This window comes from Gimesia sp. (assembly GCF_048260065.1).
GTDB lineage: Bacteria > Planctomycetota > Planctomycetia > Planctomycetales > Planctomycetaceae > Gimesia.
This window is the reverse complement of the sequence record NZ_JBLXHC010000002.1, coordinates 500,769-518,184: the sequence shown is the minus strand read 5'-3', so window position 1 is coordinate 518,184 and position 17,416 is coordinate 500,769. Positions and strand designations below refer to the sequence as shown.

Here is a 17,416-nt window from a genome sequence, read left to right as displayed (position 1 = left end):
GCCCTCTCTGGCAATGCCAGTGGGTGTCTTAATCTGGCGGTGTAGCTCAGTCGGTTAGAGCAGCGGAATCATAATCCGCGTGTCGGGGGTTCGAATCCCTCCACCGCTACTTGTGTCATAGGAAGACACTGCATTATTAACAATGCCTGAACTTTATCAATAAGGTTCAGGCATTGTTTCGTTTCCAGTATCTGTCCACTCCATCTGAATCATAGAATCTCCGCAGCAACGAAGTTTCAACGATGAATGTCACCGTAGCCATTTTCTGTGGCAGAATCTCGGCCGATTGATTAATCAGAAAGTGATACAGCGTCGGCTTTTGGGGAATCCGCTCCCGGTGCGATGAACTCTAACTTGAACATATAGTTGTCTCGATAGTTTGCCTTTTCGAGCACTTTACGAGGCGGGAAATTACTAAATAACCTCTGCGGTGTATTCAGCGGATTCTTGAAGCCGATATAAGCCAACCAAAGTGGTTTTGTCGCGTCTTCGCCGAGCACCTGCTGGAAGTTATCCCAATCATTTTTAAAGTCATATAAGTTAAAGTGGAACTTCGGTACTGTGATTACACGATAGTCACCCATCTGAAACTCTGTAAACCCTCCCTTGAGAGGTTTCATCTGAGAATGACCTCTCCCAATCAGGTAATACTCCAGCACATTTCTCGTACTATCATCAGTAATGATCAGCGAACCGGCAGGAATAGTACTTTTCAATAAGGAAACCACCTCTCGTGCCATGGCAGGCGTCTGAGTTGTTTCCTGTTTCCGGACCATCTCATAAGGGTAGAGATAAACCCAGGAGGCTACCAGAAATATACAGCATGCTGAGCGGATTATTCCTGGGCGACGCAGTAATGGATAAGCAGCAGCAGAAAATCCTGCCGCTGTGAATGGGATCAGCCAGATTGAGTGCCTGGTATAACCCAGAGGATAGATGCGATAGTGAAACAACAATGCAGCTATCACCACAGGCAGTATTACAATCATAAATCGCTCAACGGCAATCCATTTTGATCCAGTATCCCGATACCCCTTTAATAACAGCACAAAAGCCCCTACCAGCAATAAACAGCCCATCAGGACCGGATTCATGCTTGCGACGTATTTAAGATATTCTGCTGCATGTAAGAGTGCCTGCGCAACTGGACCAAATTTTGCCTGATCAACCGAACTGTAATTCAACCAGACATCCCATAATTCCTCCTGAAGTTGACTGTTGACAAAACCTTTAACATGTAACAGATACAACCCAACACACAATCCGATTAAGGAGCACTGTAATACCACCCAACTGAGTATCGAGCGTCTTGAAAGTGATCCGGAGAGAACCCGCATCGTGGCTAACAGCCCGATCACCAGCAAAAACCAGGCAGTGGCATAATGGGTTAACATCGCCAGTCCCAGACAGATCCCGCTCGCAATCAATGTAGACAGAGTCTGCTTCCGAAAAAAACGCTCCTGAAAATACAACGCAGCGAAAAAAAACATGAGCATCAATGTATAACCACGCATGACGACGCTCAAGGTAATCATGGGAACCGAAAAAGTCAGAAACACCAGTCCCACCAGCGCAGCGCGTGGTCCCAGCAGTTCCTTCAGCCACAAGAAACCAAATACCAGTGCTGGAATACAAAACAGCAGGGAGGGCAATCTCAACAACCATTCAGAATCGCCCAGTATCAGCCAATAATGATAAAAAAGAAAAATCAAGGGGGGATGAGTGTAGATGCGACTCGCCTGTATCACATCAGCAAGATTCGTCGCACGTGCGGCCTGAAAATGCATTGCTTCATCATAATCAAGAAACAATAAGCCCAGTAAGTTTGACCGAAGCATGATCCCGGCAATGATAATGATGCAAACGGCCAACCAGACGACTACCGAGACCGAAGTCTCCTGACTGGAATCGGGACTCTGGGTGTCATTCTTTGGTTCTTCAGTTTCGAGCGAAGATGTTTCTGCAGATACTTTGTCCACCCGGAATTTCCTGCTTTATGATTCAATAAGAGATCTCACTTAATGCGACACTGAAACTTTGAATGACTTAGATTCATTCAGCATCAGCAGTTTGAAAACCAAATAGAGAGAAGAAGCAATTACTATACCTTTCCTCTATTCAATTGATTTCACACTGTATTTATGACGATCAACCCGTTCTTGAATTCAATCCTCAGATCAGACTGTCACGGATGCTTAACAGGTCAAAAGCAGTGTAAACAGTCCGATACACAGAACCTGATTTCGATCCGGAAAGACGTTTCATTCAAATTTCAGTTTGTCTCCAGCCAGCCGGCGAGACCTGGTGTGTCAGAGCGGCTACCGCATAAGCTTTGGTGAGCTATTTCCCGGGACAGGAGCCTGGTTTCATTTCAACCCGGGTTTCAAACCCTCTAAAGGTCGAAATAGCAGCTCAGAACCAACAACTTGGAGACTTTACACAACATATTTGATTTACTTCCGTAATTTTACATGGTACATTCACTTCAGACAGCCCGTTTTACAGAATCCCTTATAAACGGCACGTATCCCCAATTATCCTCTATACTTGTATTATCCCTGGAATAGATACAATCATGAACTTTACCGTGCGTCTTTGCCTTCTGGTACTTCTGTGCTGCAGCAGTCTCTTAACCTTCGGATGCAGTGAAACGGAACGAACTACCAGTCCTGCTCCCCAAATTACCGGCATGGAAAACCTGGAAACCCCAGAAGAACTTCTGCCCAAAGTAGAACAGGCCATTGAGATAGCCCGTCAGCATTATCTGGCATCAGAAGAGCATTCCCCCTGGGAAATTTATCATGGGATGCTGGCATTCCGGAAAGACTATCAGATCAAAAAGGATGGAAAAGTCGTCAACGCGCTGGAGTGGATTTCTTCTGGTCCCACCTTCGACAATGAACCCTGGTTCCAGAAAACCGAGTTCGGCGGACGTGCTCACCCCTATACCAAATCCAATGCTTTTGAGGGGCATAAAAACCAGTCATTGGCAATTCTCGCCATGGCTGATGTTCCATTAGACCATCAGTTCCAGACTCCCGACGGCCCCATCACAGTTGCTGATATCGTCGAGAACGCAAAAAAAGAGATGCAGGAGAACGAAGAAGTCACCTGGTCACTCTGGGGACTGGTCCATTATCTCGGCCCTGATGCTGTCTGGGAGGACAAAAACGGGGAAGAATGGCGTATGGATGATATTGTTTACATGCAGAATGCCACTCTGTCGAATGAATCAGCCTGTGGTGGAACACACGCATTATTTGCCCTGGCTTATGCCAGAAACACATTTCAGAATTCAGGTCAACGCCTGAGTAGTTACTGGCTGGAAGCAGATCAGAAAATCAAACGCTACATCGAAGAAGCCAAAGCAATGCAGAACTTTGATGGCTCATTTTCTTATGATTACTTCTTCCAGAAAAGCGCGAGTAAAAATTTCCAGGAACGTCTGGAGACAACAGGTCACACTCTGGAATTCCTGATGATGGCACTTCCCGATGATCGTCTAAATGAAGACTGGGTGCGGAAAGCTATTTCCCTGCTGGCAAATGATATCATCAATAACAAAGACGAACCCGTCGATTACTCAGCCCTGTATCACGCCATTGATGGCCTGGTAATCTACCGTAATCGGATGTCTCCCGACCACACAGCTCAACTGGGAAGCAAAAGCTTTCCCAGACAGGATCAATCCAAGACAGACGTGAAAGTCCTGAAACCGGCTGCGCCTCCCGCAGTTCCCGCACTCCCTCCCAAGCCGTAGTGGGAACTGTTGAGAGTCGGGAATTGAATTCACGTCGAGCGGCTCTGGACTAGACATCGATGGTGTCGGAAGGTTCGGAGTCGCCCCCCGTCGCCTGATTGGCAAGACTGATCAGAAAAAATCCGGTCAGCAGAAAATCGACACCCACCAGGGTACCTACAGCCCACATCCCGGAAACAGGCCATTCGCCCCAGATCAGACCGCCCAGAAGTAATGAGATCAATCCACTGAAAAGAATCCGTCCCCAACCGTTTGCAGGACGGATACTAAGGGACATGAGTATTTTCCAGACTCCCTCAAAGACAAAGAACATTGCCATCATCAAGGTCAGCAAACTCAGTCCATAAAAGGGATGGAACAGGAGCGCGAGTCCGCCGAACATAATCAATGCTCCCAGAATCACATGGAAAGTTTTCCCTGCAATATCCCCCATCTGCATCGCCTGCAGAACATAAAAAATCCCCCCCAGCAGTAAAAAGGCACCAATGATATAAACGACGGCGATACCGGTGATCAGCGGTACGAGCAGAGAAATCACACCGATCACACAGAGAATGATTCCAGTCAGTTTAAAGTCTTTGATCGCAGGCAGGGCAGGTTGATCCATTGGAATCTCGCTTCAGGTAAAGTGATTGAGTGAGGATTAAATCGAATATTCATATTGCAGAACTCCCTGTACGTTTCAGAAAATTCTGTTCTGCTGATAACTTAAACAAAGCAGATTGAGATGTATTTAAAAGTCAGCTGATGCTGCAACATACTTACTCGGAAGGTGTGTTGCCTCTCCTGAAGAAAAAACATAAAGTAGTTTTTAAACCGATCATACTCAAAAGACGGCCCTGTTGTACTCATGTTTAAACAGTAATGGTCGGCAGTGTCAGAATTGGTTTCTTCACTTCAACTTTACCATTTTTCCTGAATCAAACCATCAAAAAATAAAAAACGCCGCTTTCCCGGGTAAGGGAGAAGCGGCGTTTCTAATGTAAGTCACAAAAAGACTAAGGTTTGCTTTTCAGTTCGAAAGTAAAGTTATTTTCCTCACCCGCTTTAACCTGAGCTGTCATCTCACTTTTTTTCGGGTCGGCATATTTAAGAGGAATCAGTGACTTGGGAGTCTGGTTGACCGGTTGATTAGGGTCAAACGCCGATGTTTCATAACTCTCAATTGAGACCAGATGATGGCCTACCTGAGCACCATCACCGCTTGTAATGGTCATTAATTCGAAGGTCCCATCCTCGTTAATCTTTCCCAAAGCCATTCGTCCGGTTGTCCCCTTGTCTTTATCGGGAGTGAACTGAACGTTGCCTTTCGTCAGAGGCTTGCCATCCATGGTCACGACTCCAGTTACCGGAGCTAATGGAGGGGTGTCATTCGGGCCTCCGCTACAGCCGGGAAGGGAAAAGCAAACTAACACAATCGGAATCAGTTTCTGTAAAGTTGAACGCTCCATCATTACTCTCCCAGCACTTGACCATCAGCCATACTGCCACGATAGCGCCAGTTGTTGATGTCAATGTTTTCGCTGATAAACCCAACACCGCCGTCGGCACTCAGCATATGAACCCCACCCACGTGTTGCGAACTGAAAGGCAGGATCGTCCAGTCACTTGCATATGCATTCTTGGGAAAGACCTGGTTTGGTCCGTACCGCATGACTTTGACGGCACCACTGCCTTCCAGGGTGATTCCGCGTACCCAGGGGCTGCAGCGATTGTCATAGCATGCTCCATTTGATCCCCAACCCACCTCAGACATGATCGAAGGTCGAAATTCACCAAAGATAAACGTATTGGAAGACCCATCGGTTATATCCCGCATCCGGGTATTGCTGTTTGGCCAGAAGATACCTCGCTGATTTGCCGGCAGACTGGTACTGTTTCTGATTCCCACCTGGGAACCAGTCGAAGCATAACCGCCAACACCCAGATAGTTTGTGATCGCTTTTTTGGTACTGGTATTCCAGCCTCGGTATCCGTGTTCGGAAATAACTGTTTCTCCTGAGTAGGAGGGACACAGATAGGTCGGAATAATATTCGCCGCCAGTCCGACATTTGCAGGGTTGGCATAACTCAGTTTGAAATCAAACTGGTTATAGAGATTCGCCATATCCATGAAAGGCAGAATCATCACCATTGGCCCCATGCTGTTGAGCTGTGGGTTATCTGAAGAGGTCGCCGTAAAAGTCCAGCCGATTCCACCGGGAGGAAAGCAGGAATGCGTTTCATGATAGTTGTGTAATGCCAGTCCGATCTGTTTCAGATTGTTTTTACACGTTGAACGACGGGCGGCTTCGCGAGCCTGCTGAACTGCAGGCAACAGAAGTGCAATTAAAATTGCGATGATTGCAATCACGACTAATAATTCAATCAGCGTGAAACCACGCCTCTTAGACCGAGTGCTGTCTATCATTCCGAAAATCTCCAAAGGTGATAACAAAAAAAATATAAATTCAGGCTGCATGCATACCGTGCGCATCACAACTCTGATAACAACTCTACGAGATTAAAACTCTGGCGGGAGCAAGGGGATAAAATGATTCAGGAGGCGGATGGGAAGGTTATTATCATCTATATATACTAAAAGGTGTTCAGACTGAAAGCAAATCTAAGTCTGCTCAAGTTATTAAACCAGGATTCGGGAGATCTGTTTCGAAACAAAGTTAATTCCCAAAGAAATTACATCCTGTGCTTTATAGACCCACTCAGTTGGTAAATATGCGTCAGGATCTTAAGAATTTCGTTTTTTTCTTTAAATTCCTGGTTGAGAAGATCTGATTAGAGGCAAGCCTTTTCTAAACAATCAAAAATAATTATGTGATTCACTCCGGCATGGTTTCAAGCAACTCAAGACAGAAAGCTTCATTAATAAAAAAAGCCCGTCAACCTGACAGAGGTTAACGGGCAGAAAGAATTCAATAAGCAATTAGCTTGCAGTTTAACTTTATTGGATCGAATCTCATCAATTGAGAGTCGCTACAGTGAACTATGTTACGATCTAAAATTCACCAATAATTTCACCTTCTGAAATGGTTCCCAAGGCAGCCCAGGTACGAACACTCATGTTCTCACTCAGAAACCGTACCGTACCATCGCCTAATAAAACATGAGCACCACCAGTATGCATGCTGCTGATGGTCCAGGCATAATTACCGTTGATGATATATTCGGTATCGTTAGTGTAGCGATCTACTCTGGCAACAATATGAGCAATTTCTGTACTCGCTGAACCAACCCAGAGTGCTCCATTCGGAGTTCCATTGGTTGTCTTTTCGCCGATATGAATCGTATTAGAGAGTCCATCGGTATAATCGCGAATTCTACGTTTTGAGTTTTCGTAGAAAGAAGCAGGGATATCTGCAGTGTCTGCTGCATTTGCTGCACTACGTGTACCCACATAGTTCGATTTACCATAACCACTGATCTCGGTATTGATCCCGCCCATAGGATCGGAAGGGCAATTATATACGGTAATCGTCGTTTTCGCTAAAGGTGGATTACCTGTGGTCGCCATGGCGGGCACGCCATACCAGCGGACGTTTGTGGAAGTTGCCGTAGTATCAAAAGCACCGGAGGCACTGATCTGATTATATAAATTTGCCTGATCAAGGAAGGGTAAAATCATAGTCCCGAAACCCAGCAGACTTGATTCAACTCGACCGGGAGGAAAGACGCGGTGAGTGTCGTGGTAGTTATGCAAAGCCAATCCGATTTGCTTCAGATTATTTTTACAGGAACTGCGCCGGGCTGCTTCGCGCGCCTGTTGTACCGCAGGCAAGAGCAAGGCGATCAGAATCGCAATAATCGCGATCACAACCAATAGCTCAATCAGAGTAAAACCTCTTTTTCTTTTAACCGATCCAGTAAAATTCATCATTCTGCTCCTGATACAAAAGTACGGGTAGAGGAACTCAAGCCCGCTCGAGCAGCTGGCGGCGAAGATATTCCTACCAAAATATCCTGAATTCTAAACTCATGTATTCATAATGTAAAATTAATTATCACTACTAATTAAATTTTACTTATTTTTGATCAGTCAAAACTTATCTACAGTAACAGCAGATATTTACTTCAAATCGAGCAAGAGTGAAATCGCTCAGAACGCATTGAGGGGGACCTTAATGCAGTTGCAGAACACATTTAAGATTAGGCATATGTTTGCCGTTTCTTAATTTGATTGCTGCTGATGCGGCATGAGCCAGTATTCAAAGAATTGATACATCTGCTCATTAGACTGAGGATTAGGGGCATGCTTTTCGCGGTTGGTCATCGCCACGCGGTTTTCGTAACCTAGAAAGCTGTTCACGGCGATTGTGTGGTTCAAAGCCCGCCACTGTTTTGGTTGATCTTCAGCCCCCCCCGAAACCAGGAAGGGGCGAGGTGCCATCAAAGCATGCAGTTCGTGGAGATCGTGTCCCTCTTTGATGAGCTCTTTATACAAACCGGTGCGGGGATTCTCTTTGGTCGGCAAACCGCGTTTGCGAAAATCAGGGCCTTCATAACCCAGATACCAGGGTTCCCAGTAATTGACACTGGGACGGCTTTCGTCAAACACGATCCCTCCATCCGACCAGGCGGCACACGCAAATTTGTCGTACAGACAGGAAGCGAACATCGCCCATTTACCACCATAGGAATGGCCAACAATTCCAATCCGGTCAGGATCGACTTCTTTTCGGTTTGCCAGAACATGAAAGGCATTCGCTGCGCCATACGCCAATGCAGAGAGTGGCTGAATTACAGCCGCTTCCCGATTGGGGTAATAGAGTGAGTAATCATGGCCGACAGAAAATGTCACGAATCCCCGTTTTGCCAGTTGCAGCGCAAAGTCACGATTCTCCCCCTTCAGGCCGACTCCTGTCTCCGGTTCATAATAGACAACCAGAACAGCAGGCCTGCTGTGATCCGGCTTTGCTCCGGGGGGAATTAACAGATAACCGGTATTAGGATGTCCCGGCGCAATATCAAAACGGACCGTGTATTGAGTGAGACCTTCCCGTTCTACCTGTTTCAGATACTCCACCTTGGGATGTTCATTGACCGGAGGCCAGGCGCCCATTTTCTGGTGCCAGGTCTTCAGAATTTCCTGTCGGCGTGCCTGCCAGTCTTCTGGTGTCTTCACAGGACGACCATCATAGAATTTCAATGGGCTTTGAAAATTGCCCAGATCACCTTTGAATTCTTCCGCGGGTGTGAAGTAGGGTGCAATCTGCTTCCAGAGTTGCTGTGCTTTGTCCGAATCGGAGCTCTTTGATTTCTCACCCGCGTCAGAGCAGGGAACACAAACCAACAAAAGCATGCACACGATTCCACAGTAACTCACAGATTTCATCTCTCGATACTCCACTGAAGCATGTCTATTGGGCGCTAAATTGATTAATCAAAAACTCACACACGTATCTTAACCTGACAAAACAGCAAAAGAAACCACTCCCGTCACGAACTGAATTACTTTTGAAAAGTGTCGTTATCTCCACCTTGAAGTTTGTGATGCAGCCGAATCCATTCGATTGATTCGGCTGCAATCGAGGATACGGTACCAATTCCGGGACAGACCTCAAAATCACTTTCAACCAGCAAGGCCAGCTGCTCCAACGCCCGTTTTTCGTTGAGATACCCTAAAGAATAAGCAGCATCACCTCGCACTTCTGCGGAATCGTCAGTCAGCAAACTGATCAACACCTTGACTCCGTGTCGATAATCTTTTGTCCGCCGATCCAGGTAATCCAGCGAATGACTCAGGCCCTCCGCCGCCATCCCCCGGCAACCGTCTGCTTCCCGGTGGTCCCAGTCAGTGACAACTTCAGCCGAGGGACCATTCAATGCAATCTCACAGAATCGCTCAGTCATAATCCGGGCAGCATCTACACTCAGTTTATCAATCCATTTGAGTGCATATAAAACATGGTAATGAATTCTGATCTCAGAATGCTTCGACAGTAACTTCAGTAACTTTTTGAGAACCTGATCTCCACCAATCGAGCCGATTGCACTTCCACAGAGTCCTGGTAATGAAGAATCCCGGGAATACAATCCCTGAAACAGTATCGGCAGGGACTTTACAACTTCAAATTCTCTAAAAATAATCGCCGCGACCTGCTGACTTTTGAAATCGAGCTGATCAAATCGCTCGAGTACATGTTTGATAGACTCAATCTGCAACTTACGAAAAAGGCGTTCTGCTTTTACGAAATTGATGCCCGACTCTGTCTGTTGAGGGATCTTCTCTGCAAAAAACGTTTTCAATAACTGGCGATCGTTGAGTGAACTCATATCAGCTAATTTTTTTAAAACGGATGAAACAGGCCCCGGTCTAATCTTAGACATGCCATTCGCAAATTAATCCGGTCGGCATACACATTCACTTTGATTCCGATATAATAGAGTTCGATTGGTTTCATGAGAAACATTTTGAATCATTTTATCACATTTCACTATATGCAAAGGATACAACAACATGCTGCGACTCCTGTTTTCCTTACTGCTGACAGTCTCTCTTTCCTCTTCTGCGATCTTCGCAGCCGACAAACCAAAGAACCCTCCGCCAACACAGGCAGATGTCTCTTACGGTCCTTCCAAGATGAACAAGCTCGATTTCTGGCAGGCAGAAGGAGACGGACCACGCCCGCTTTTGGTTTACATTCATGGTGGCGGCTGGATTGGCGGCGATAAAGACCGGGTGCGAAACATCCAGCCTTTTCTTGACAAAGGGATTTCCTTTGCTTCGATCAATTACCGCTTAACGGGTGAAGCGTCGCTTCCCGCTCCCGTCCATGATGCCGCTCGCGCCATTCAGTTCATTCGTTCCAAAGCCGGTGAATGGAACATTGATAAAGAACGTATCGCTTTAACCGGCGGCAGTGCCGGTGCCTGCACTTCCATGTGGCTTTTATATCATGACGACATGGCAGATCCCCAGGCCAAAGATCCTGTCCTGCGGGAGTCCACCCGTGTCACAGCCGCTGCCGTAGGAGCCGGGCAGACTTCGATTGATCCGAAAGTAATCGAACCCTGGCTCGGCCCCAACGTCCTCAAGCATGCGATGATCTATAAATCGGTCGGCGGAAAAAGCATGGACGAAGTGATGAAGAATTACAAACAGCACGAAGCGCTGTACAAGGAGTTCTCACCCTACAACCACCTGACCGCCGATGATCCGCCACTTTTGATGACTTACGGCAATAACATGAAGCTGCCTTCAGAAAACGCGAGCCACGGAATTCACCACCCCGTGTATGGCGTCAAAATGAAAGAGAAGGCGGACAAAGTCGGAACCGAGTGTCATCTGTTAATCCCTGGAGTTTCGAGCTCGAAGAAATATGCGACTTCAGACGAATTTCTGATGGACAAGCTTTTGAATAAAGATTCCTGAGCCTGCCCCTGAATACAACCAGAACACAGAGACGAGTCTATCGATTTCGTCTCTGTGTTTTTTTATTTCCCAACAACAGTCTCACCTCTCAAACAGTTCAGCTGCCAGCCGTGGATCTGCCAGATCCAGCTGATACATGATCTGGTTGTAATCATAGCGCGGCGTCTTGACTTCGTTTCCGGAAAACAGGGCAGTATACGTGCCTTCAAAGTAAATCAGACGTCCTTTCTCCCGTGCAAACAGAGGATGCTGTTTCGGATTGTAAAAACTGTATTTGTCATGCGTGACAACTTTCCGTCCCCACTTCCACGGCCCCAGCGGACTCGCCGCTTCGGAATACCAGATTTCTCCCAGCACGGAAGCCCCGAATTTCTGTAATCCGATCATCGTCCATTTTCCCCGGTACTCGTTCCAGGCAACCGAACTGTTCTGAATCTCGATCCGCTCCTTCGTTTCAAGATCACGCAGCTGAAAATATCTCTCCTGTTCTTGTATCTGTCCCTGTTCGATCAGTTTTTTCTCCAGGTCACTCGTTAAGGGAGGCACATTCTTCCGCCACTCATAGCGTAACTCTCCCGCATCATCCCGATCCACTTTCCAGTTTTTGGTTTCTGTTCCCGATTGCAGATAGGAATAGGTCTCATACTGTTTCAAATCAGCCAGATCTTCAGGACTCGCAGGAACTCGAATCAGCGGAGCCGCCAGTCCGAATAAAATATAGCCATGCCCTCCCATTTCATATTTCACCGGATGCCCGACCGGGTAGAGGGGGGCATTGAAATCAAACACCTGTCGCTTCTCAAATTTCTTATGCTCATCATTAAATTCGACCAGACCCCGTTCATAGACGGTCAGTAGGTCCTTAATCTTGACGTATTTCGCAAACAGTCGTTCGTTTCCCTCTTTGTCACGTAATACGACCAGTCCATCAATCCAGGTAGGTCCCGGTCCGGGCATATCACATGTTTTTTTGGCGAAGCCTTTCTGGTCCAGAAAGTAATTCAGATTGATACCTTGTTGAATCGATAGTCCCCCCTGATCGGGCAAATCAGAAACCGCACCGGGGACAGAAAAATTCCCCAGCGGGTATCCGGGCTGATTGGTATCTCCCCAGAACCAGTACACCCGATCTTTGAACTTTGCATTTACAACGCTGTCTGAACCAAGCACTTTCCCATTCAACACAGGCTGTGCTATCGGAATCTCTGCCCCTGTCAACAAGCTGTCTCGATAAATGCCTTCTCCCGTGGTGCGATATAACCGTTCGGCGAGATTGCCCCGCTTCATTTCCAGAACGGTTTTTCCTCCGGGAATGACTTTGATTTTTTTCCCGTGATATCCAAACCCGTCAGCAGGAAATTCATATCCGTGACTGCGAACATAAAAGAAGACTTCCCGATTCATTAACCCGGGTTCATTGATCGCGGCGATGCCGTTACTGTCCGTGACATACAGAATCTGATTGACCGTTTTCAGTTCGACCAGGGGAATGCCTCGCTTCGATTCGGAATCAATCACCTGTAACTGAAAATATTCTGCGGCCAGTATCAGTCGAGGCACTCCCAGCAGCAACAGGAACAGCAGACTTTGATGAGCTTTCATAAGAATTCCTGATTATTAAGCGTCAATGCATACGCGCTCTGAACAATCGCATCTCTTCATTTATCACTTCCAACTGGCAGATTAGCTACGATATACTTAAGATAATTACAAAAACAATCAATCTGACTTTCCCTCTATTATTCCTACCCGATCCCCAATCTTATTCTTGACGGCCTTGAACATCATGAAAATGCAACGACGACGTTTTTTAGAGCAGTGTGGCATCTATGGAACAGGAATCTTCAGTCTCGATTTTCTGCAGGCATTAGAATCGCGATCCTGCTCTGCTGCAGAACCGCGTGAGCTGTCTGCGGATATTGTCATCATCGGAGCAGGACTGGGCGGTTGTGCTGCTGCCCTGGCTGCCTGCCGCAATGGTGCGCGTGTGATTCTGACCGAACCGACAGACTGGATTGGCGGCCAGATTTCTCAACAGGCTGTTCCCCCCGACGAGCACCAGTGGATCGAGTCATTTGGACGTACCGAATCTTATGCAAAACTGCGAACACTGATTCGAGAGTATTATAAACAACACTATCCGTTAACCAGCAAAGCCCGGCAGACTGCGAACCTGAATCCGGGCAATGGTTCGGTTTCCCGCATCTGCCATGAACCGAAAGTCGGGATCGCGGCTCTGCAATCAATGTTAGCTCCCGCCGTCAGTAGCGGCCAATTGACGCTTTTACTCAATACAGAGCCTCTCTCTGCTGAGGTATCGGCAGATAAAATCCATTCCGTCACCTGCCAGACACTGGGAGCAGGACAGCCCGTCACACTGCATGCTGAATACTTCATTGATGCCAGCGAAGAAGGGAACCTGCTTCCGTTAACCAAAACAGAATATGCTCTCGGTGCAGAATCCCGAACCGAAACGGGAGAGCCACATGCACCTGAAAAAGCGAATCCTCAGAACATCCAGTCGTTCACACACTGTTTCGCTATCGACCATCTGGCTGGGGAAGACCATACCATTGACAGACCTGCGATGTACGATTTCTGGAAAGATCATACTCCACCGCTGAGACCAGCCTGGTCGGGTAAGATCCTCTCACTCTCGTATTCCTCGCCGCGAACCTTGGAACCGAAAGCACTCTCCTTTGTTCCTTCTGGAAAAGAAACTCCCGCTCCGAAAACCCGCTCCCTGAATCTCTGGCTCTATCGTCGGATGATTGACCGCAATAACTTTACCCCAGGAGCATTCACCAGTGATATCACTGTCGTGAACTGGCCTCAAAACGATTATATGCTGGGGAACATCACTGATGTCTCTCCCGCCGAACGGGAGAAACAGATCACCGCTGCCAAACAACTCAGCCTGTCTCTGTTGTATTGGCTGCAAACGGAAGCACCGCGGCCTGATGGAGGACAGGGCTGGCCAGGACTGCGACTGCGACGTGACATTACAGGCACAGCAGACGGTCTGGCCAAATATCCTTACATCCGGGAGTCACGGCGTATCCGGGCAGAAACCACGATTAAAGAACAGGATCTGACTCACTCTGAACGAGTCAAAGCTCTGGGAAAAGACCACAAGCCACTCCTGGCAAAACCGTTTTCTGACACCGTGGGAATCGGTTATTACCATCTGGACCTGCACCCCAGTTCCGGCGGTGACAACTACATCGACATGGGGAGTGTCCCTTTCCAGATCCCATTGGGGGCCATGATTCCAGAACGGGTGGAGAACCTGATCCCGGGTTGCAAAAACATTGGTACCACCCATATCTCCAACGGCTGTTATCGACTGCATCCGGTCGAGTGGTCCATCGGCGAAGCTGCCGGTGCGCTCTGTGCTCACGCAATCGCCGGCCAGATTACGCCCCGTCAGATCCGAAACACATCAGAGAAACTTCAGGAGTTTCAAACGTCGCTTTCGAAGCAGGGGATTGAACTGGAATGGTCTCGCTTGAGCTGACAACTTAAGGGGAGCATCCAACACGGAAACAAGATGTTCTCGGATTTAACTCCGTACCAGTGGCGGCAAATGCTGTTGTAAAAACCAGCGTCCCAGCAGCACATTACGGGTAAACCAGTGTGTGGACATCAGATGTCTGCCCAGAAACTGACGCATGGATGCAGGCACGATGCTTTCTGCAGGTTTGTCCGGCCAGGGACCAAACCGATCCAGGATTTTCGACTGATAGTTCTGCAACTGTTTTAAGTCATAGCAGGACTGACATTCCAACAAAACATCCGCGGCCATTAGCCCTGACTCGATTGCGGGTCGAATTCCCTCTCCGCTTTGGGGTGAAGCCAGACCAGCGGCATCCCCGATCAGTAACATCCCATCGTCCACAATGGTACGTTTCTCAAGGCCATACAGTCGATATGCGTGGCCTTTGAACTTCCCCAGAATCTCTTGAGGAACACGTCCTTCATGATCCAGATACTGAATGAATTCATCACGTGCCGCAGACAGCTGCTTTTCTCCTTCTCGACCAATTCCCACATTGAGGTATCCGCCTTTTAAAAAGCACCAGGCATACCCGCGCAAATCAGGGCTGAAATATAATTCGGGCCGTTCCGGTTGCACACGACAGACTTTTAACTGCTCCGAGGTCAGTTGAAATTCCGTTTCTTGTGCGAGCACAACAGAATGTTCAGATCGTTTCTCCGGATTCAACCAGCGGGCCACCGGGCAAAAATGTCCCCCCGCGCCTACAATGACTTTTGCCTGCAGGCTTCCATTAACGAGCCAGCCGTTTTCCGTCCGTTCCAGTGAATGAAATTTCTCCCCCAGACGCGTCCTCGCTCCACAACGGTTTAAAAGATAATCATCGAATTCGCAGCGTCGAATCCCATAACTGACAGTCTGTGTAAACTCCGTCTGAACTGCAGCACCGCCGATCAGCCCTGTTCGAAAGCGGGTGATCGGCTGCAGAACATGCGACTTCTGATAGTCAGATAAAACCAGATCCAGCAGATCAGCGACTGCCGGTGTAATCCAGCCCGCACAGACTTTATCGCGGGGAAAGGTCGCCTGATCGAGAATCAATACGTCCAGACCCGAATCCCGTAAGCCCCATGCGCAGGAAGAACCTCCCGGCCCCCCTCCCACAATCAGTACATCGCAGCTTTCAGATTGCATTACGTTTGCTCACCCTGTCTGGGCTGTCTCCGTTCTTCCGGATACAGCGCGGCACGTGTCCAGGGAATTTCATTATTGTCCCCTTTTGTGAAGACAACCTGAAACAACTGCAGTGACCCCGAACGAAATGCGGCAACGGAAGCAGACAGATAGAGACGCCAGGTGCGAATAAATTTTTCATCAAACATCTCTCTCACCTGATCGAGATTCTGCTCATAACGCTGTAGCCAGTGTTCCAGTGTCTTTGCGTAATGGAGTCGGATATTTTCCACATCCAGCACGGAAAACTTCTGAGGCTCAAAAATCAGCATCATTTCACTTAAGCTGGGTACATGGGCGCCAGGAAAAATGCGACGTGTCGTCCAACTGTCCAACGTGCGCGGCGAATTACATCCAATGGAATGGATCAAACCACGTCCCTGTGAACTGAGGCACCCGGCAATCACCTCTCCGAGTCGCCGATAATTCTTCAGCCCCACATGTTCCAGCATCCCGACAGAAACGAATGCATCATAACTCCCGGTAATATTCCGCCAGTCATCTTCCACAAATTCCACCTGCTGTGTCAGACCTTCCCGCTGGGCGCGATCGCGCGCATAAGCAAGCTGTTCTCGTGAAATGTTAAACGCCCTGACTTTCACTCCATAATACCTGGCCATATGCAGCGCCAGAGCTCCCCAGCCACAACCTGCTTCTACGACGGTATCACCGGCCTTGAGCCCCACCTTGCGACAGACGTGGTCCATCTTGGCAATTTGAGCCTCTTCCAGAGACATCTCGGGATCAGCAAAATAGGCACAGGTATATGCCAGTTGTTCATCCAGCCAGAGTTGATAAAACTCGTTCCCAATATCGTAATGATGATGGATATTGCTGCGGGCGGCATCGATCGTATTTCGTTTTAACCAGGCCAGACTGCTGCGTACCCCATCTCGATAAAAGTGTTTGGTGTCTACTTCATGCGTGCCATGATCAATTGCTTCATGAAAGGCAACCAGGCCACCTTCTACCTCAATCAACCCCTGGGAGTATCCATCTCCAAAATACAGGCTCGGATCAATCAGCATTTTATAGAGCGTACTGCGATTATGAATCACAGCACGGGCCCGGGGGGGAGCAGGGGATGTGGTGATCACAGATCGATCCCACAACATCACTTCAATTTCCGGATTTCCAGCCTGCTTCAGCATCGTTCGCATCAACCAGCGGTCAAATGCGGTTGATTTCGACTGGGGGGAAGGAACTGGGGATGCAGAACTGACAGAAACCTCATGCAGCATGGACTGACTGTCCTTGCCCGCAGGCTGGTCTCCGGACTGCTTTTCAGAGGGAGCATGTCTGGGTGTCGCTTCAGAATTTGTTGGATTCACTTTCGATCTCCCGAACTGTAACGATCAGAATCTCTCTGTAAATAAACGCTTTCTATTCCCTGTACTCGATTTCGAAATTATCTTTACCCTGACAGTTATTTTCGCAGGACTCTTCAGAATTTCAAATTATTTTTGGTATTCTCAACCGGAATCCGGTCATTTAGTACCTGTTTTTTCTACGAATCCAACCTGGTTACCCGATGTGAAGCCAGGGGACAAAGCCTGAC

At 47.9% G+C, this 17,416-nt stretch carries 13 protein-coding genes and 1 tRNA gene; 4 read left to right on the top strand and 10 right to left on the bottom strand.

Features of this window, described 5'->3' with window-relative positions; genetic code table 11:
* Positions 1-35: 35 nt before the first annotated feature.
* Positions 36-109: transfer RNA gene (locus ACN0YN_RS05085), tRNA-Met, on the top strand.
* 181 nt (positions 110-290) lie between these two features.
* Here the strand turns inward: ACN0YN_RS05085 and ACN0YN_RS05080 are convergent.
* A complete protein-coding gene (locus tag ACN0YN_RS05080) occupies positions 291-1,979 on the bottom strand; it encodes an ArnT family glycosyltransferase (protein WP_417383906.1) in 1,689 nt (562 codons plus the stop codon).
* Between the two features lie 596 nt (positions 1,980-2,575).
* On the opposite strand from ACN0YN_RS05080, the gene ACN0YN_RS05075 reads away from it, so the two are divergent.
* Positions 2,576-3,760: a hypothetical protein gene (locus tag ACN0YN_RS05075; protein ID WP_417383905.1), complete on the top strand. Its 1,185-nt coding sequence runs from the start codon at positions 2,576-2,578 to the stop codon at positions 3,758-3,760.
* 49 nt (positions 3,761-3,809) lie between these two features.
* Here the strand turns inward: ACN0YN_RS05075 and ACN0YN_RS05070 are convergent, their stop codons facing one another.
* The 6 genes from ACN0YN_RS05070 to ACN0YN_RS05045 all read right to left on the bottom strand — a co-directional run bounded on the left by ACN0YN_RS05070 (position 3,810) and on the right by ACN0YN_RS05045 (position 10,030).
* Positions 3,810-4,367 carry an HdeD family acid-resistance protein gene (locus tag ACN0YN_RS05070; protein WP_417383904.1) on the bottom strand — a complete coding sequence of 186 codons (558 nt, stop codon included), beginning with the start codon at positions 4,365-4,367 and terminating at the stop codon, positions 3,810-3,812.
* Positions 4,368-4,758: 391 nt separating this feature from the next.
* The gene (locus tag ACN0YN_RS05065; protein WP_417383903.1) at positions 4,759-5,091 is read right to left on the bottom strand and encodes a hypothetical protein; all 333 of its coding nucleotides are present in this window, start codon (positions 5,089-5,091) and stop codon (positions 4,759-4,761) included.
* A 122-nt stretch (positions 5,092-5,213) separates the two neighbouring features.
* On the bottom strand, positions 5,214-6,170 hold the full coding sequence (locus ACN0YN_RS05060; RefSeq protein ID WP_417383902.1) for a DUF1559 domain-containing protein: 957 nt from the start codon (positions 6,168-6,170) through the stop codon (positions 5,214-5,216).
* A 585-nt stretch (positions 6,171-6,755) separates the two neighbouring features.
* Positions 6,756-7,634 carry a DUF1559 domain-containing protein gene (locus ACN0YN_RS05055; RefSeq protein WP_417383901.1) on the bottom strand — a complete coding sequence of 293 codons (879 nt, stop codon included), beginning with the start codon at positions 7,632-7,634 and terminating at the stop codon, positions 6,756-6,758.
* 291 nt (positions 7,635-7,925) lie between these two features.
* Positions 7,926-9,056: a prolyl oligopeptidase family serine peptidase gene (locus ACN0YN_RS05050; RefSeq protein WP_417383900.1), complete on the bottom strand. Its 1,131-nt coding sequence runs from the start codon at positions 9,054-9,056 to the stop codon at positions 7,926-7,928.
* Positions 9,057-9,205: 149 nt separating this feature from the next.
* Positions 9,206-10,030 carry a HEAT repeat domain-containing protein gene (locus tag ACN0YN_RS05045; RefSeq protein WP_417383899.1) on the bottom strand — a complete coding sequence of 275 codons (825 nt, stop codon included), beginning with the start codon at positions 10,028-10,030 and terminating at the stop codon, positions 9,206-9,208.
* 184 nt (positions 10,031-10,214) lie between these two features.
* Here ACN0YN_RS05045 and ACN0YN_RS05040 point away from each other — a divergent pair, with 184 nt between their 5' ends.
* Entirely contained in the window at positions 10,215-11,129 is a 915-nt protein-coding gene (locus tag ACN0YN_RS05040; protein ID WP_417383898.1) for an alpha/beta hydrolase fold domain-containing protein, read from the top strand.
* An 81-nt stretch (positions 11,130-11,210) separates the two neighbouring features.
* Here the strand turns inward: ACN0YN_RS05040 and ACN0YN_RS05035 are convergent, their stop codons facing one another.
* A complete protein-coding gene (locus ACN0YN_RS05035; protein WP_417383897.1) occupies positions 11,211-12,731 on the bottom strand; it encodes a hypothetical protein in 1,521 nt (506 codons plus the stop codon).
* A 190-nt stretch (positions 12,732-12,921) separates the two neighbouring features.
* On the opposite strand from ACN0YN_RS05035, the gene ACN0YN_RS05030 reads away from it, so the two are divergent.
* A complete protein-coding gene (locus tag ACN0YN_RS05030; RefSeq protein WP_417383896.1) occupies positions 12,922-14,646 on the top strand; it encodes an FAD-dependent oxidoreductase in 1,725 nt (574 codons plus the stop codon).
* A 45-nt stretch (positions 14,647-14,691) separates the two neighbouring features.
* Here ACN0YN_RS05030 and ACN0YN_RS05025 read toward each other — a convergent pair whose 3' ends face one another.
* Both ACN0YN_RS05025 and ACN0YN_RS05020 read right to left on the bottom strand, forming a co-directional pair.
* Positions 14,692-15,819 (bottom strand): NAD(P)/FAD-dependent oxidoreductase, encoded by a 1,128-nt coding sequence (locus ACN0YN_RS05025; protein ID WP_417383895.1) that lies wholly within the window; start codon positions 15,817-15,819, stop codon positions 14,692-14,694.
* Positions 15,819-17,189: a class I SAM-dependent methyltransferase gene (locus ACN0YN_RS05020; protein WP_417383894.1), complete on the bottom strand. Its 1,371-nt coding sequence runs from the start codon at positions 17,187-17,189 to the stop codon at positions 15,819-15,821. The genes ACN0YN_RS05025 and ACN0YN_RS05020 overlap by 1 nt, the downstream gene beginning before the upstream one ends.
* Positions 17,190-17,416 lie beyond the last annotated feature (227 nt).

Bases quoted from the DNA above. Each gene is read 5' to 3' on its own strand.
- ACN0YN_RS05075 (WP_417383905.1), top strand. From the start codon at position 2,576: ATGAACTTTACCGTGCGTCTTTGCCTTCTGGTACTTCTGTGCTGCAGC.
- ACN0YN_RS05070 (WP_417383904.1), bottom strand. From the start codon at position 4,367: ATGGATCAACCTGCCCTGCCTGCGATCAAAGACTTTAAACTGACTGGA.
- ACN0YN_RS05065 (WP_417383903.1), bottom strand. From the start codon at position 5,091: ATGGATGGCAAGCCTCTGACGAAAGGCAACGTTCAGTTCACTCCCGAT.
- ACN0YN_RS05060 (WP_417383902.1), bottom strand. From the start codon at position 6,170: ATGATAGACAGCACTCGGTCTAAGAGGCGTGGTTTCACGCTGATTGAA.
- ACN0YN_RS05055 (WP_417383901.1), bottom strand. From the start codon at position 7,634: ATGATGAATTTTACTGGATCGGTTAAAAGAAAAAGAGGTTTTACTCTG.
- ACN0YN_RS05050 (WP_417383900.1), bottom strand. From the start codon at position 9,056: ATGCTTTTGTTGGTTTGTGTTCCCTGCTCTGACGCGGGTGAGAAATCA.
- ACN0YN_RS05045 (WP_417383899.1), bottom strand. From the start codon at position 10,030: ATGAGTTCACTCAACGATCGCCAGTTATTGAAAACGTTTTTTGCAGAG.
- ACN0YN_RS05040 (WP_417383898.1), top strand. From the start codon at position 10,215: ATGCTGCGACTCCTGTTTTCCTTACTGCTGACAGTCTCTCTTTCCTCT.
- ACN0YN_RS05035 (WP_417383897.1), bottom strand. From the start codon at position 12,731: ATGAAAGCTCATCAAAGTCTGCTGTTCCTGTTGCTGCTGGGAGTGCCT.
- ACN0YN_RS05030 (WP_417383896.1), top strand. From the start codon at position 12,922: ATGCAACGACGACGTTTTTTAGAGCAGTGTGGCATCTATGGAACAGGA.
- ACN0YN_RS05025 (WP_417383895.1), bottom strand. From the start codon at position 15,819: ATGCAATCTGAAAGCTGCGATGTACTGATTGTGGGAGGGGGGCCGGGA.